Genomic DNA, 17,292 nt, shown 5'->3' on the forward strand with positions numbered 1-17,292 from the left:
TGCCTGCTTGGTGAGCGAAGTCGAACCACTGCCTCCTGCCTTCTCTCAACTACTTAATTAACTTGTCTTGATTTTAGTAAACAGAGATTCATACTGTTTTGTTGTTGATGCCGATAATGGCAGTAAAAATTCACTTTTCGGGAAAACTTGCTGATTTGTTTGTAATAAACTCTGTATTGGTTCGGCAATATCAGTAATTTTAATATCAGAAATAATTGGTGAATTGGTTTTAGTTTTGGTGGTGATTTGTTTGGCGATTTCCTGTTGCCAACAAAAGTCAATCCACTTAGATGATATGTCGTTTTTGCTGGCTTTAGTGGGGCGTACCCATAAATCTGCCCAAATGGCTGTTCCTGATTTGGGGATGACTACATTAAGTTGGGGATAACGTGACAAAATTGGTAATACATCACTTGACCAACCAACGGCTAACCAAGTATCTCCTGTAATTAAAGCTTCGAGGTAGTTGTTAGAACTGTAGAATTTTACTTGTTGGTTTAAGGTTTGCAGTTCTTTTTCCAGGTTAGGTACGGTGTCGAGGTTTTCGGTGTTGTAAGATTGTCCGAGTTTCTTCAATGCTAGACCGATTACTTCTCTAGGATTATCGAGTAAAGAAATTTGCGATCGCAACCCATCCCGCCATAAATCACTCCAGTCTTGGGGTTGCCAGCCTAATTCTTGAAATTTCTGGCGATCGTATACAATCACTGTACTACCCCAACGATAAGGCGCAGCCCAGACTTTTCCTTGAGGATCTAAGTTTCCTTGTTCATTGCGCGTTACTAATTGTCGCCATCTTTCGTCCAAATTCGACCAAGATTTTAATTGTTGGACTTCTGCTGCTTCTAGCGGTTGAATTAATTTTTGTTCAATGGCACTTTTTAGCCAGTAATCTCCCAAACTTACCAAGTCTACTACATCGGTTGTTTGGGAATTAATAAATGGAATCCAGCGCGTCCAATTTTGTTTATCGTTGGTTTTTGCTTGTTCTTGCCAATGTTGCAATTGTTGATATAAATTTTGAATTTGCTCAACGGGAGAGAATTTTAACTTTGGCTTTGGCTGCAAAAATTGGCTAAATTGATCAACTACTTGAGCAGGAATAGAATTTTTTAATAACTGAACGCTGAGTTTAGTTTGGTTTTTATTCTCGCACCCCACCAGCAGTTGCGACAGTGCCAATCCACTTACACTGAGTAAAAATGAGCGTCGATCCATTGATTTTGGATATGTAAACTTAGATTCTAGACTATTGTCTTACATTGCAGTTAAAAGTGAGGGAATAGAGAGTGGCTCACAAGTGTAGGTTTTTAACAGAGTGATGAGTAGCGACTCTAAAAATCACGATTTAATCAGAGTTCCACCCCCCTCACACCCTTACACCCCTACACCCTAAATCAAGGTTTTTGGGGCATAACGTAAAAAACCTACACCTGTCAGATAGGGAGTGGGGAGTAGGATGTATGCAGTGATAGGCAAAATTAAAGGTTTGATTGAGGTTTTAGGGATGTAAGGGTTTTGAAAACCTACCCCCTTACACCTTCATACTTCTAAACCCTTCTCTAAAAACCTCATTTTTCGTGTTCTGGCGTAAGTTCTATTCTTTTCCCCATTCTCGACTCCCTACTCCCTACTTTCAAGGCAGTATTATTCCCAAAATAAATGCCTCCCAGTCATGGAGGCAAAGCGTAAAGCATCCTAATATTTCTGGTGAAACAATAACATAGACGGTGTGAGATTGAATGAGGGCAGTCACCCTTCATTAAACCTGGATTCTCTCTTGTTGAGAAATCCAGGGGTGTGAGAGGGGTGGGAGGAGTCGGAGGATGATGAAATCTTTCCCCCCTCCCCACACTTCCCACACTTCCCACACTTCCCACACTTCCCACACCCCTATGATCTCTAAGGAAATATTTTGGCTAAGAACGTGGTGATTTCTAACCAAGCGGAGGTAGCTGCAACAGCATCGTAGCGATAACCATCATCGCGCATAAATGTATGTTCGGCTTCGTATAAGAATACTTGATGAGGTATATTGGCATCTGTAATTGCTTTAATTAATGTATGGCGATCGCTTTCGGGAATGTGAGGGTCAAGAGTACCAAGTATCAGCAGTAATTCGCCTTTAATTTCACTCACTCTATGAATAGTATCTGCTATGCCTTGACCAAGTTTGCCACTGGGGATACCAGTCGGGTAACAGCAAACCGCAGCTTTGATTTCACTGTGGAAGGCGGCGCGAAAAGATAAATGTCCGCCGATGCAAAAGCCGAGAGTGCCAATTTTATCGGGGTTAACCGCCGCGTCGGTTTTGAGAAAATCAATCACAGCGCGACAATCTGCATCATACTCTGCGATCGCTGTTCTGCGTGCATCATCATTACCCCGCATTCTCCCCAAATCATCCGGTTCAATGACTGTACCAACGGTTTCCAAGCGGTGAAAAATTTCGGGTGCGGCGACAACATAACCAAACCCGGCTAGGTAGTTAACCAGGCGAATCATCGGACTACCTAATTGATAGATATCACTGTAAAACAAAATGGCTGGATAAGTTCCGGCTGGCTTGGGAGAGGCGACATACACCCGCATTAAGCTGTCATCTACCCTTAACTCAACATTGCGCTTAGTGATTTGCACTTGTTTGGCTCCCAGTCATAATTGTTTTCATTAGCTTTTACAGAATTAAGTGATGATATCGGGATAGTAGAGCGAACGGATCACAACAGCAATAAAGATACATTTAAAATTAGGTAAAAAACTCATCTTGTCAAAATATCTAAATACATTGCAGAAGAATTCAGAAGTCAGAATTCAGGAGTCAGAACAAGAGCCAGGGGTATTAAAACCGCTTATTCATCCGCCGGTGATGCACTAAGTTTAGGGAAGTGTCGTACATAATTTCTTCTGAATTCTGACTCCTGACTCCTAAATTCTATTTAGGTAACATTCAGACTTCTAACTGACTTGTGTTATAAGCAGGACTTACGCATCAAAATTTTCTGTGGGGATTGGGTGTGAGGATGAAAGGGTATGGGGTGTAAGGGTTGTGGATACTTACACCCTTACACCCTCATACCCCTGTACCCTGTTATAAAACCTTATTTTTTCGTTTTTTTGCGTAAGTCCTAATAAGTTCAAATTAAACAAACCAGAAAAATTAAAATGTCAGCCAAAACTTTATAATCTCATCAATCTCATGACAGCACTCATATCTAAGTAAAATATTTATTCAGCATCATCAAATAAAAGCAAAAATACTTCAAACTTTGATAAATAAATTAATCAAACGGTGTTAAGCTGACTATAGGAATCAAAAAGCAAGAACGCAAAAGACTTCAAGAAAAATATTGAGTTTACCTCAATAAAGTCCTTTTGCTCTGGTAAATCCACTTCAATATCGTGACGCTTTTTGCTAACGATAGAAATCAGCCAGATAAATAGGATTGTAACCTCAGTACAAACTTGAAGTCAGTGATAACTTGCTTAGATAATTACTAGTAATAATTGGCTATACAAGCTAGTATTATCAGCCAGAAAAAATTACTCTAGGAGCCTGGGAAGAAAGACTCTTAGTACAAGCTGGCAATCTAAAAGAAATTAGCACGGTTACTGAAAATAATGCAAGCCAAATTAACTCTCTCTTTGTCATAAAAGATTGATTTTACTGCATTAGTTACTAGCAAATTGAGTAATTTTCAGCAATATTTGTTAGCAATACCAAAACAGCAACTAACAGCAGAAGTTTTGAGAAATGTTGACACATCCAAAACAGGAAAGTTGTAAATAATAGCCATTCAGAGTGGAGTGCAATTTTGGTTGGTTGGGTTTATCAAAACCTAGGGAAATGTCTATTGCCACTGTCACCATTCTTAAGGCTTGAGCAACCGATGGGGATTTAATTACACCAACCTGCAATGTGTATGTCTAGCTTTTCGCAACTTTGCTTTTCATGAGATGAAATTTCTGCACACACCCAATAGCAGCCAGGCTACAAATACCAATTTCATCTCTTGAGATTTATCTGAATCTGCATTTGGTAATACTTGCAATATTCCTGAAAGACAAATTCTCAAGTATGTAGCCTTTAACCACTATTGACTTTTCAAATTGGCAATCAAAATCATCACAGGAAAACACCAACCATGAGTATTGACAAAAAAATCAGACAAATCGCTTTCTACGGTAAAGGCGGTATTGGTAAATCTACCACTTCTCAAAACACCTTGGCAGCGATGGCAGAAATGGGTCAACGCATCCTGATTGTAGGTTGCGACCCTAAAGCTGACTCCACCCGTTTGATGCTGCACTCTAAAGCACAAACTACAGTATTACACTTGGCTGCTGAACGTGGTGCAGTAGAAGACTTAGAACTCGAAGAAGTCATGCTCACCGGTTTCCGTGGTGTGAAATGCGTAGAGTCTGGTGGCCCTGAACCCGGTGTAGGTTGCGCGGGTCGTGGTATTATTACCGCCATTAACTTCTTAGAAGAAAATGGTGCTTACCAAGACGTTGACTTCGTATCTTATGACGTATTAGGCGACGTTGTATGTGGTGGTTTCGCAATGCCTATCCGCGAAAACAAAGCACAAGAAATCTACATCGTGACATCAGGTGAAATGATGGCGATGTACGCTGCAAACAACATCGCTCGTGGTATTTTGAAATACGCTCACTCCGGTGGTGTGCGTTTGGGTGGTTTGATTTGTAACAGCCGTAAGACAGACCGGGAACACGAACTCATCGAAACCTTGGCAAAACGGTTGAACACCCAAATGATTCACTTTGTACCCCGTGACAATATTGTTCAACACGCTGAATTGCGCCGGATGACAGTGAACGAGTACGCACCCGACAGCAACCAAGCTAACGAATACCGCACCTTGGCTAACAAAATCATCAACAACGAAAATCTCAAAATTCCTACCCCAATTGAAATGGAAGAATTAGAAGAATTGTTGATTGAGTTCGGTATTCTCGAAAGTGAAGAAAATGCTGCCAAAATGATTGGTACAGCTGCTGAAAGCACCAAGTAATTTTGATGTAGTCATCAAGTCTTTCTAAGCAACCAGAACCTCGTTTTTATCAAAACCGGGGTTCTGGTTTTTTTCATGATTACTTTTTTGCAGCTACTATTGGGCAGCGTTTGTTCCTTCTGCTAATTGGACTCCGTTGAATAATTACATGACTTACGCACAAAGATTATCTGTGGAGATTGGGTGTAAGGGTGAAAGGGTTTGGGGTGTAAGGATTATGAATCAGTACACCCCTATACCCCTATACCCCTGTACCTCTACACCCTCAACAAAACCCTTGATTTTTCGTTTTGATGCGTAAGTCCTAAAATATTGACTTCAACGCGAGAAATGCAGTAATCCACAAAATTAAACTTATGGGTGCGCCGACGAGGATTCCCGCGATCGCCCAACCGCGTTGATGTTCTTTAAAATGTTCAATACTGCGCCATTGTCTACTTCTCCAAGCCCATTCATTGCCTTTTGCTCCCATTGCGATCGCCATAAACCAACCAATCTGCGGTACAAAACAAAATAAGCCACACCATACCTGATTAGTCCATAACCATAACCAAGGTAATAAAAAAGCCCCCCAATTCCATCCCAAAATCTCTTCTGGTACTGGTTCTGTAGAATTAATCCCACAACCAGAATTATTAATTATATTTTTGCTGACAGGTTTAACAGTCAGATTAGATTTTAAAGTCTCAATTGCTTGGCGGGCATTACTAAAGCGGTTTTCCGGCGCAGGTTCAGTCATCTTTTGTAACCAGCGCACAAAGCTAGGACTGACGTTAACTTTATCAGCAAATTGCAACCGCAAATCTTGTTGCGGTAAATCACCAGGGGGAATACCCGTTAATAAATGTATTAACGATGCGCCCAAAGCATACAAATCAGATGCCGGAACAGCCCGACCACCAAATTGTTCCATCGGCGCATAACCATAAGTCCCAACCACCGTAAAAGTCACGCCTTCTTTAGCCGCTTTATCTTGGACTGCACCAAAATCTACCAAATATATCTGATTATCTTCACCCCAAATTAAATTACTGGGCTTGATATCCCGATGCAAAACACCAGGATTCAACTCATGCAGATATATCAGAATTTTTAAAACCTCAGTCGCAATTTTCCGGGCGTGCTTTTCTGTGCAGCGTTTACCAACTGCCAGTTTTTCTTTGAGTGAGTCACCAGGAATATATTCTTGGACTAAGCCAAACCATAATGTCCGGTCATCAACACAAAAGTAATCAATGTATTGCGGAATGCGCGGATGTTTGAGTTGTTTGAGAATCTGTGCTTCTCTCTCAAACAACTTCAAATCATCCCACTGGACAGTTCCGCCGAAAGCCAAAAGTTTGACCACAACTAATGATTCTTCTCCATCAGCAGCTTGTAAATCTTTGGCCAGCCAAGTTTGGCGAATGCCATTATTACCGAGTTGCTTTTGGATTTGATAACGGTGGTGTATTATCTGTTCTATTTGCAGCATCAAACACCTGCTGGCAATTTACGCTAAGGTGATTCCCCTACTATTCCAGGATAGACATTACACAGAGAGTTTGGGGGCAGATGTTTACCAAAAACCACCCAACAGCCAGAAAATTTTGGATTTTAGATTTCCCAACTCCCAATTCCCCACTCCCCACTCCTTAACTTCACAATTAGTCTATAAATCAAATAAGATTGGCTCTTGTTTTGGGAAAAGTTGTGAAACAAACAGATGTTGTCGTTATCGGTAGCGGTATTGGTGGTTTAAGTTGTGCGGCGATGTTGGCTAGATATGGCTTTGATGTGATTGTCTGCGAAAGTCATACCATTGCTGGTGGTGCAGCCCACGCTTTTGAACGTCAAGGATATAAATTTGATTCTGGGCCATCTCTGTATTCAGGATTATCCTACAGCCCTTCACCTAACCCTTTGCGGCAAGTCTTAGACGCTATTGGTTCACAAGTTCCCTGCGTTAACTACAATACTTGGGGTTGCTGTTTACCAGAGGGTGATTTTGACACATCGGTAGGGGCAGAACAATTTTGTGATGTGTTAGCCAGACTACGCGGGGAAGATGCGGTCATTCAATGGCGAAAGTTACAACAAGTAATGCTTCCTCTAGCCCAGGCTGCGATCGCTCTGCCTCCGGCTGCGTTACGTTTGGATATAGGTGCAGCTATCACCGTCAGCCGTTTTGCGCCTACTTTAGCCCGTCACGCCGCCAATGTCCTTAAATTAACTGGGTCTTTCTCTCGCATCATGGATGGTGTTGTCAGTGACTCATTTATTCGCAATTGGCTGAATATGCTGTGTTTCCTCCTTTCTGGGCTACCAGCTTCAGGAACTAACGCCGCAGAGGTAGCGTTTATGTTTGCTGACTGGTATCGCCCAGGAGTCCAGCTAGATTATCCAGTTGGCGGGAGTGGTGCTTTAGTGAATGCTTTGGTGCAGGGGTTGGAAAAACACGGCGGTGAGTTGAAACTAGGGGCGCATATTGAACAAGTATTAGTCAAAAATCAACGGGCTATTGGTGTGCGTTTGCGTAACGGTGAAGAAATTCGGGCGCGGCGGGCTGTAGTTTCTAATGCCTCGGTTTGGGACACACTGAAGTTAGTCCCGCCAGAAGCCTTGCCAGACAAGTTTTGCCACCAACGCCAATCAACACCAGAGTGTGATAGTTTTATGCACCTCCACTTAGGTATTGATGCCCAAGGTTTACCAGCTAATTTAGCCTGTCACCACATCATCGTGAATGATTGGGACAAAGGCATCACTGCACCGCAAAATCTGGTTTTAGTATCGATTCCCTCAGTTATTGACCCGTCTCTTGCTCCTCCAGGTAAGCATGTGATTCACGTTTATACCCCAGGGAATGAACCCTATAGCCTTTGGGAAGGGATGGACAGGAAAAGTTCAGAGTATGAACAACAAAAGCGATCGCGCTCTCAAATTATGTGGCAAGCTCTAGAACGAATCATTCCTGATATTCACTCTCGTTGCGAAATCACATTGGTTGGTACACCCCTCACTCACGAACGCTTTTTACGCCGTCACCGTGGTTCTTATGGCCCAGCCATTTCTGCCGATGTTGGTTTATTCCCTAGTTCCCTGACACCCCTATCCGGCTTAATGTGTTGTGGTGACTCAACATTCCCCGGTATCGGTTTGCCCGCCGTCGCCGCCAGTGGCATGATAGTCGCCAATACCCTCGCCCCCGTCAGCCAGCATTTAGCAATGCTCAAGGATATTGGTTGTATTTAATTTACCAATAAATTTATAGCGGTAGTCAGAGATGTGAGGATAATTTGAAAGCTTGAATGCCAGGAATATTAAGACTTTTCTCTTGCCTGGTTGGTGAGCGAACTTGTACTGAGCGCAGCCGAAGTAGCCGAACCACTGCCTTCTGCCTCCTGCTATATAATAATGATTATCATTTTAATTTAGTTTCAGCCTATGTCCGTCAAACCATTAAACCTCCTCCAACGTCCCCGGCGGTTGCGTCGGACTGAAAAGTTGCGCCAGATGGTGAGAGAAACAACTCTGAGTGTGGATGACTTGATTTATCCGATGTTTGTGATGGAAGGCGAAGGGCAGAAAGTAGAAATTGCTTCTATGCCAGGATGTTATAGATACTCTCTGGATTTATTACTCAAAGAAATCGCCGAAGTATCTAGTTTGGGCATAAATGCGATCGCACTTTTCCCCGTCATCCCCGAACATAAAAAAGACGACACAGGTACAGAAAGCTACAACCCAGAAGGATTAGTACAAGAAACAGTCAAAGCCATTAAACAAGTTGTTCCCGATATTGTTGTCATCACCGATGTCGCCCTTGACCCCTTCACTACACATGGTCACGATGGCTTAGTTGATGAACGAGGCACAATTTTAAATGACCCAACGGTAGAAGTGTTAGTGAAAATGGCACTTTCTCAAGCCGCCGCCGGAGCAGATTTTGTTGCTCCTTCTGACATGATGGACGGGAGAATTGGGGCAATTCGTCAGGCTTTAGATGCAGAAGGTTACATCAATGTCGGGATTTTGGCATACTCCGCTAAATACGCCTCAGCCTACTATGGCCCCTTTCGAGATGCGTTAGATTCTGCCCCGAAATTTGGTGATAAAAAGACCTATCAAATGGATGCAGCCAACGCTAGAGAAGCCATCAAAGAAGTAGAACTAGACATTGCCGAAGGTGCAGATATTGTCATGGTTAAACCTGCTCTCGCTTATCTAGATATTATTCAACAAATTCGCATAGCCACCCAATTACCAGTAGCAGCCTACAACGTCAGTGGCGAGTACGCCATGATTAAAGCCGCCGCTCAAATGGGTTGGATAGATGAAAAAAAAGTAATTTTAGAAACCTTGACCAGCATGAAACGTGCCGGCGCAGATTTAATTTTGACCTACTTCGCCAAAGACGTAGCGTTGATCAAGAAGTATGAAGTGTGAAGTTTGAAGTGTAAAGTGTAAAGTGTCCCATGACTAACAACATTGACTTGGCTATTGTTGGTGCAGGGCCTCATGCTCTCACCTTAACTACTCATCTATTGCAAAAACGGCAGTCAATTAGGGGGAAATTTTCGGTACTTGACCCTAGTGGGATGTGGTTGAGTGGTTGGAAGCAGCAATTTGCCGCTTTAGAAATTCCCCATTTGCGTTCTCCCGCCGTCCATCATCCCGACCCCAACCCGTTTGCTTTACGCAAGTTTGCTGAATCTCGTCCTCAAGAATTATTTCCCCCCTACGATTTACCAGGGACAAAGTTATTTGAGGATTTTTGCCAAGATGTGATTCAAGTTTGGCAATTGCAAGAGCAAGTAATTCCTCTGGCCGTCAAGGGTATTACACCTTTAGTTGATAATTTACGTCCCAAATTTCGCCTTGATTTGCAAGATGGACAAGAGGTAATTGCTCGGCGGGTTGTCTTGGCTACTGGTGGTTTTCAAATTCAATTACCAAATTGGGTTAAGGAAATCCCCACAACTTACCCACCAGACAAACTTTGCCACTCACAAAATATTGATTTACGCAAATCACACTTGACTGGTAAGAAAGTTTTGATTGTCGGTGGTGGTTTGACAAGTGGACATTTGGCTATCGGTGCAATTTTTCGCGGTGCAAAGGTGCATTTGCTGATTCGGCGAAATTTAGCAGAGAAGTTGTTTGATGCTGAACCAGGATGGTTGGGGCCAAAGTATCTCAAAGATTTTTTTGCTCAATCAAATTGGGAAAAACGCTGGACGATGATTCAGCAAGCCAGAAACGGTGGTTCAATGACACCCGCGATCGCAACTCAACTACGGCGACAAGTGCGGACTGGTAAAATCAGAATTGACGAACAATGTCAGGTGATCAAAGCTGAATGGTTAGGCGAAAATTGGCGTGTCGAATGTAGTGATCATAGCCAGCATGAGTTTGATTACATTTGGCTTTCCACTGGGACTAAATTTGATGTCACCACTGAACCCCTATTAACAGATATCCTCGCAGCTTATCCAACTCCCGTCATCAAAGGTTTGCCAGTGTTAGATACTAGTCTGCGTTGGCCTGGCTGTGAGTTATTTATTATGGGTGGTCTCGCTGCTTTACAAATAGGCCCAACAGCCAGAAATTTATCAGGTGCAAGAATGGCTTGCGAAAAAATTGTTCCAGCCATTGTCAAACCAAGTGTCTCCTTTTCTCCCAGCCTGAGTATAGCCAAAGCCAGTTAAAGCAATGCCGTTAAGCCTTGGCAATTTAGACAGCTTTTGAGCTAATATGATAACGATTATCATTATGACTTAATTAAGTCATTTTTTGGACTCAGTAGAAACTCGTTTTTAACGCTGACGATTATGACCCAACTAACAGCACCAAATACCAATCCTAGTTTTGATATTCCCAAACAAGGAATGCCCGTAACAATTATTACAGGATTTTTGGGTAGTGGTAAAACTACACTCCTCAATCAAATTCTCAAAAATAAACATGATTTAAAAGTTGCCGTTTTAGTTAATGAATTTGGCGATATTAATATCGATAGCCAACTATTAGTTTCTTTAGACCAAGATATGGTCGAGTTAAGTAATGGTTGTATATGCTGCACTATCAATGATGGTTTAGTTGATGCTGTTTATCGTGTGTTAGAAAGAGAAGACCGCATTGATTATCTGGTAATTGAGACGACTGGTGTGGCTGATCCATTACCAATTATCTTAACTTTTTTGGGAACAGAACTCAGAGATTTAACTAACCTTGATTCCATTGTCACAGTCGTGGATGCCGAGGCTTTTAATCCGCAACACTTTGATAGTGAAGCAGCTTTAAAACAAATTACTTATGGTGATATGATTCTCCTGAATAAAACTGACCTAGCGACTACTGAAAAAATTCGAGAGGTAGAAGAATTTATTCATGATGTCAAAGATGGTGCGAGAATTATACACAGTAAATTTGGTGAAGTTCCACTACCGTTGATTTTAGGTGTTGGTTTAACACCTAAACATGAATATATTGATGATCATGAACATGAACACCATGACCACCACGAACATCATGATCACGACCATGATCATCACCATCACCATCACGGACATCACTCTCATCATCTAGAAAATGATGGATTCGTCTCTATTGCTTTTGAGAGCGATCGCCCTTTTGATGTAAATAAATTTGAAAACTTTCTCACAGAAGAAATGCCAGAAAACGTATTTCGTGCTAAAGGCATTTTGTGGTTTAGCGATAGCGAGTTACGCCATATTTTTCAACTGAGTGGGCCACGTTACAACTTACACGCTGATGAATGGAGAAACACACCCAAAAATCAGCTAGTGTTTATCGGTAGAAAGTTGGATAGCAACCAAATCTATACACAACTTCACAAATGTTTGCTATAGTTAATATTGTTAAGTTATTAAGTAGAAAGACTCAATTAAAATTAACTTGAGATTAACGAGTTTCGACTACACTCAACCCTCTGTTAGTAAGCCTAACGAGCATTGAGCGTTCGCGTAGCGTCTCCCTTGGGGAGAAGTCGAAATGCGTCTTCTAAATAATTGTGTCCACCTACTTATCAAAATTAGTTAATAGTTATATCTAGCTACGAAACTATTAACTAATTGATAAATTTATCCCAATTAAACCAATAACAATGACTCTATCGATTCGTCCCGATACTACTTGTACTACTCAAGTAGTGTCATCTTTACCTACTCAGCAATTGCCAACTGTTACAGAAGCAGAAATGGTGCAGGCTGTACGTACATTGCTAATTGGATTAGGAGAAAACCCCGACCGCGAAGGGTTAATAGATACTCCCAAGCGTGTTGTAAAAGCATTGAAATTTCTCACCAAAGGGTATAATGAATCTCTAGATGAACTGCTAAATGGAGCAGTTTTTACTGAAGATGCCAATGAAATGGTATTAATTCGGGATATTGATATTTTCAGTTCTTGCGAACATCACATTTTACCGATTATCGGTCGAGCGCACGTTGCCTACATTCCCAATGGTAAGGTGATTGGATTATCAAAAATTGCGCGTATTTGTGAAATGTATGCACGCCGTTTACAAGTCCAAGAACGTCTGACTTTACAAATTGCGGATGCGTTACAAGGTTTACTCAAACCGCAAGGGGTGGCGGTTGTAGTCGAAGCCACTCACATGTGTATGGTGATGCGTGGTGTACAAAAACCCGGTTCTTGGACTGTGACAAGTGCAATGCGCGGTGTGTTTGCGGATGATGCACGCACTCGTGAGGAGTTTATGAATTTAGTGCGACACAATGTTAATTTTCACTCCTAATACCAATTCGCAATGACGCTCGTTCCTCGCTAACGCAACTAAGAAATCTAGCTCCAGTAAGACTTGCCTGATTTCTATTTGTCGCATTCTTTTCTTAAATTGGTATAAGTTTCATTTGTAGTAGACGTTTTGTTGTGATGTAGAGACAGAAAATTTTTTGTCTCTACATTTTTTATCAAATCAGCACTCAGCAATTATGCAGGCTTTTTCCCGATAATTGTCCGGTGGCGGGGGTCACTAGCAACTTCAATTGTGGGTGAAAAACCTGCTTCCTCTAAGGCTGCTGGAATGTCGAAACCGTAATAATCATCACTCCAAGGTTCAGTACTTTTCATTAAAGTATACAGAGCAGGAGGGAGATTTTGAATTACAGGCGATCGCGGGTTATTATCTACCAAGGCAATGTAACCACCCGGTTTGAGTAGTCGTTTAGCCTCCGCGAAAATTTCTTTGCTGGCGTAGCTTGGCAATTCATGACACACAAACTGAAGTGTCACCAAATCAAAGGAATTATCTGGTAAGCCTGTATTCTCGGCCTTAGCATGAACCCATTGGGAAACCTCATTATTGACATCCCTAGCCTTCGCCACAGCCAGCATATAGGGCGACAAATCTAAACCCACAGTCCGAATTGGCTGCTCTTGTTTCTGTTGATAGTAACGGTGCAGCGCCATCGTCGATAAACCTATCGAGCAGCCAATGTCCAAAATTTCCCTCACCTCCAAAGGGCCGTAAGCTGCCAAAACATCATGAAAAGTTCCTCTGAGTCTGGCGTGAGCCGCTTCCCAAGTCAGGTTTTCTTGCGGCCAAACACGCAAAGACATAGCATAGGTAGCTGACTCCGCTTCAAAAGCCGCTTCCCAACAAAGATTACCCTCAGCGTAAGCATGGAATGGTACTTTGTAATATTCTGGATACACAATTTCTGGGTTAGTAACTGCCCCTAGCAATTGTTTTGTCATCAGCCCTTGTAAAGCTTCAGAGTTTTTGCGCCAGGGAATCCCATTCTTTTCTGCTGTTGTGATTAATACTTGCCGAGCTTGGTATTTCATCACATTGTAAATAGGTTTGGTCTGGATTAGCAGATTAACGAACTTGGAGAGTATGCTTTCACCAGCCCAATCAGGTTTGACTTTATTTTTCATCACTTTGAGGAAATGAAGCGATAATTGCCTATACCTATTTTAAGTTTGATTGCTGCTTTCAAAAGCATTGTTTTTTCTATTCTTGCTTTTAACTTCCCCAATTTAAGGCGCTTGTGTCATTTAACCTCAGTCGGTAGGGTGCGTTACGGCTAACTATCACTTTCCTAAGTTCCGAAATCCTTACATAGCCGTAACACACCCTACTTAATATTTACCTTGAGAATCAGCTAATAACCATTTTTATCTAGGAGCGTTTCAAATTCTGCTTGCAAAGCCCTAATATCTGCAAGTCTGGCTACAACTAAATTATTTTGTCCTGCATCACTTAAACGTGCTTTCCAATATTGAATACTTTCGGAATGATTTACCCAAAACTTAACTACTGTGTCTACTACTTGGTCTACATCCCAGCCCCATTTTGCGGGTACAGGTTCGACTGTTGCTATAAACGCATCGAGTGTGCAGATGTGTGTGCCTAAGTATTCCACACCTGCATACTGTGGTTTTTCCATACTCTGTTGTTGATGGTTGAAAAACTGCAAAACGGGCGATACACCGACAATATCGAAAGTATATTTCATTGAGTTCATCCCAATAATTTACTACTTACAAGGAGATTTATCTGGTGAAAATTATGCTTGAAAAGCGTCTAATATCATCTCTAAAAAAAGAGGATTTTTAGCTTATATCTGAGGAAATAAACCTCCTTATTTATTAGCACTCTAAGGTAGAGAGTGCTAATTTTGAACCTATTTAATTGCTGTATTACTAAAGAGTTTCCTGCATGTTTTTCTAAAAGTAATCTAGTTTTAATAATTTTTTAACTTTGGGATTTTAAGGCTGGTATTTTGGCAATCACTTGCTGGTAAGCTGCTGTATCTAGAGCCTCAGAAGTAAATAAATGCAAAAACCGCAGCCAGATAATTAATCAGCTGCGGTATGTTAGTTATGCTGTAGGTATTATTTCTGAGGTTGTGCTTAAATCACCGCATCTTTGACTTGACATTTTTTTAAGAAACTGGACATTAATGGCTGCTCAAAGAACAAGTAAAACCAATAAGCAATGATGAGTGAGTGCGATCGCTCCAAATCTAGCGATAATTACAATGACCTAGATAAGCGAGTGCGATCGCTCCAAATCTAGCGATAATTACAATGCCTTAGATGAGTGAGTGCGATCGCTCCAAATCTAGCGATAATTACAATGCCTTAGATGAGTGAGTGCGATCGCCCCAAATCCAGCGATAATTACAATGCCTTAGATGAGTAAGTGCGATCGCTCCAAATCCAGCGATAATTACAATGCCTTAGATAAGTAAGTGCGATCGCTCCAAATCAAGTGATAATTACAATGCCTTAAAAGTAAGCCAATTCCGCATCCATATATCCCCTTCACCCTCTCCCAAAACCTTGATTCTTTCCTATTACTGTATAAGTCCTAATTATTCAAAAATAAAAATCGGATAATTTTTACCAGATTTTGACATCCCAAAGATGTTTTAAATATCCACTCACTTTTCTTGACAATGAAGGATGTGGATTAAAAGGAAACAACAGCAGATCATTCCATAAGTGTTTAATTATATCCACAGATAACCTCTTGCGAAGTTTATAGATTGGATCAAGACTGAGCATTAGTTGAAAAATTCGCCGATGACAAAAAGGATTAATACCAAATGAACTTTGACCATTTCCGTACTGTTGTATCCCTGCCCAACAACCACATCTTTGTTCAATATATAGAAGGTCTAAAATTTCAAATGTATTGCATTGTGGTAAACTGTGTAGCCAATTTGTAGCGCCTTCTAAGATAGACTTAGTAGCAGGCAGTTTTAACCTATGAACAATTTCTTGTGGAGATAAGGAATTATACTGCGTGTCGCCCTTCCGCCAATAAAAACAACGTCCAACTTCGCCTGCCATACCACCTAATCTGACATAACTCGGATTTAACTGCTGGATTGATCTGGCATTCCTCAAAACACCTCCTGCAACACAATAACTTGTTCGCATTAACCATTGCTCAATCTCCAATTGTGTAGGCTCTTGAAATTCAATTAGGATATGATTTAAGTTAAATTTATTTGCTATTTTACAAGCAATATTAGTATCTACTTTATTAGTATTTATCGTAAATAAATGGATACGGTCTATGTAGTTTCGTGAAGCAGCTAACACACATCTTGAATCACGTCCGGCTGTTAATGATAGGTATGTAGGGTATTTACTAGCAAGAGCTTCAACTTGCCTTGTCAGAATCATTGAAATTTCTTCAATAACTGGCTGTACAGGTGCAATTTTTGTAATATCTCGTTCATGAGGCCAGTGCCGCGTAGTTTCCCAAGTATCTAAATTAATAAAATGATTTGGCAGCAACCTTTTTACAGATAATCGAGGACTTAAACCGAATGGATACCAGTTATCTTGATTAGGAATATCCAGAGCAGCAATTAATTCTTCATCTTGATCTCTAGCATTTTCTTGAGGAATTAAAGCTATTGAAGAAGTAACTATTTTTTGACTGGGTGAAAACATCACAGCCAGAAAACCTCCTGGATCTAAATAAATACGTGAGGTATGAGATGTGATATATATTGCTACATAGCGACCTCCGAATTCATCATAAAGTAAGGTTTCAAACTTGTTGGCTGCATTAATATCTTCACTATCAAGTTCCACGATAATTTTATCAGTAACAATTTTACCTGCTGCACTAATAGGCTGACCTAAAAGCCAGCCAAGATGCTGATTTTTATAGCTGATAATTTCAATAATATTTAAATCTTTATGAACAGCTAAAAGCCATTTACCGATACTTTTATTTTTCCATTCAGGGGGAATATATTCTTGAGAATGGCATAAAATAAATTGCCCAACTAGTAATTGAGACAAATCAGCTATATCTTTATTTAAAATATTCATTCTTATTCCAATATTTATTGTGTGTTCATTAATCTACATCACGTAGACAAATAAAAAATTATCCAGCCTTTTCCGGTTGAATGCAGTACAAGTTTATAGGGAATAGAGTCTAGAGGAGAGAGGAATGTACCTCATTGGAATGAAAAACGTTGTAATTCCACCAGCTAAAAACTTGTAATTAGCTGGTGAACACAGACAAAAGCTGTAAGATTTATTGGTTGAAAAAGTATCAGATATACTCTGATTAGGTACTTGATTAGCCGGATATTAACGGTAAAAAAAATTTTTATGAGTAACGTAAAACCAATAATACTCATAAAGTTTATGCTGCATATATTAAGTTTTTATTTCTCATTTAGAGAATAAACCTAAAGTTTAGCCGCCTTAATTATACCCTGATTAACAATCAAAACCTGTTAATCAGAGC

Annotated in this window: 12 protein-coding genes; 6 read left to right on the forward strand and 6 right to left on the reverse strand. The window is 40.8% G+C overall.

Annotated elements, in window-relative coordinates:
- Positions 1-57 precede the first annotated feature (57 nt).
- Together H6G77_RS05300 and H6G77_RS05305 are read right to left on the reverse strand one after the other, a co-directional pair.
- A complete protein-coding gene (locus H6G77_RS05300; protein ID WP_190871011.1) occupies positions 58-1,218 on the reverse strand; it encodes an extracellular solute-binding protein in 1,161 nt (386 codons plus the stop codon).
- 684 nt (positions 1,219-1,902) lie between these two features.
- Positions 1,903-2,640: a dienelactone hydrolase family protein gene (locus H6G77_RS05305; RefSeq protein ID WP_190871012.1), complete on the reverse strand. Its 738-nt coding sequence runs from the start codon at positions 2,638-2,640 to the stop codon at positions 1,903-1,905.
- A gap of 1,505 nt (positions 2,641-4,145) precedes the next feature.
- On the opposite strand from H6G77_RS05305, the gene nifH reads away from it, so the two are divergent.
- The gene (gene nifH, locus H6G77_RS05310) at positions 4,146-5,036 is read left to right on the forward strand and encodes a nitrogenase iron protein (protein ID WP_190591593.1); all 891 of its coding nucleotides are present in this window, start codon (positions 4,146-4,148) and stop codon (positions 5,034-5,036) included.
- 304 nt (positions 5,037-5,340) lie between these two features.
- Here the strand turns inward: nifH and H6G77_RS05315 are convergent, their stop codons facing one another.
- Positions 5,341-6,510 (reverse strand): serine/threonine-protein kinase, encoded by a 1,170-nt coding sequence (locus H6G77_RS05315; protein WP_190591591.1) that lies wholly within the window; start codon positions 6,508-6,510, stop codon positions 5,341-5,343.
- A gap of 218 nt (positions 6,511-6,728) precedes the next feature.
- Here H6G77_RS05315 and H6G77_RS05320 point away from each other — a divergent pair, with 218 nt between their 5' ends.
- The 5 genes from H6G77_RS05320 (at position 6,729) to folE (ending at position 12,798) form a co-directional block, all read left to right on the forward strand.
- Positions 6,729-8,270 (forward strand): FAD-dependent oxidoreductase, encoded by a 1,542-nt coding sequence (locus tag H6G77_RS05320; RefSeq protein WP_190871013.1) that lies wholly within the window; start codon positions 6,729-6,731, stop codon positions 8,268-8,270.
- Positions 8,271-8,462: 192 nt separating this feature from the next.
- The gene (hemB, locus tag H6G77_RS05325; protein ID WP_190591589.1) at positions 8,463-9,464 is read left to right on the forward strand and encodes a porphobilinogen synthase; all 1,002 of its coding nucleotides are present in this window, start codon (positions 8,463-8,465) and stop codon (positions 9,462-9,464) included.
- Between the two features lie 29 nt (positions 9,465-9,493).
- On the forward strand, positions 9,494-10,726 hold the full coding sequence (locus tag H6G77_RS05330; protein ID WP_190591588.1) for an FAD/NAD(P)-binding domain-containing protein: 1,233 nt from the start codon (positions 9,494-9,496) through the stop codon (positions 10,724-10,726).
- A 123-nt stretch (positions 10,727-10,849) separates the two neighbouring features.
- On the forward strand, positions 10,850-11,890 hold the full coding sequence (locus H6G77_RS05335) for a GTP-binding protein (protein ID WP_190591587.1): 1,041 nt from the start codon (positions 10,850-10,852) through the stop codon (positions 11,888-11,890).
- A 254-nt stretch (positions 11,891-12,144) separates the two neighbouring features.
- Positions 12,145-12,798 carry a GTP cyclohydrolase I FolE gene (gene folE / locus H6G77_RS05340; RefSeq protein WP_190591586.1) on the forward strand — a complete coding sequence of 218 codons (654 nt, stop codon included), beginning with the start codon at positions 12,145-12,147 and terminating at the stop codon, positions 12,796-12,798.
- A gap of 194 nt (positions 12,799-12,992) precedes the next feature.
- Here the strand turns inward: folE and H6G77_RS05345 are convergent, their stop codons facing one another.
- From H6G77_RS05345 to H6G77_RS05355, 3 genes are all read right to left on the reverse strand, one after another.
- Entirely contained in the window at positions 12,993-13,943 is a 951-nt protein-coding gene (locus H6G77_RS05345; RefSeq protein WP_190591585.1) for a class I SAM-dependent methyltransferase, read from the reverse strand.
- 227 nt (positions 13,944-14,170) lie between these two features.
- Positions 14,171-14,524, reverse strand: coding sequence for a hypothetical protein (locus H6G77_RS05350; RefSeq protein WP_190591584.1), 354 nt, complete (start codon positions 14,522-14,524; stop codon positions 14,171-14,173).
- 889 nt (positions 14,525-15,413) lie between these two features.
- Positions 15,414-16,865 (reverse strand): hypothetical protein, encoded by a 1,452-nt coding sequence (locus tag H6G77_RS05355; protein ID WP_190871014.1) that lies wholly within the window; start codon positions 16,863-16,865, stop codon positions 15,414-15,416.
- Positions 16,866-17,292: the final 427 nt, after the last annotated feature.

Source organism: Aulosira sp. FACHB-615, assembly GCF_014698045.1.
Taxonomy (GTDB): Bacteria; Cyanobacteriota; Cyanobacteriia; order Cyanobacteriales; family Nostocaceae; genus Nostoc_B.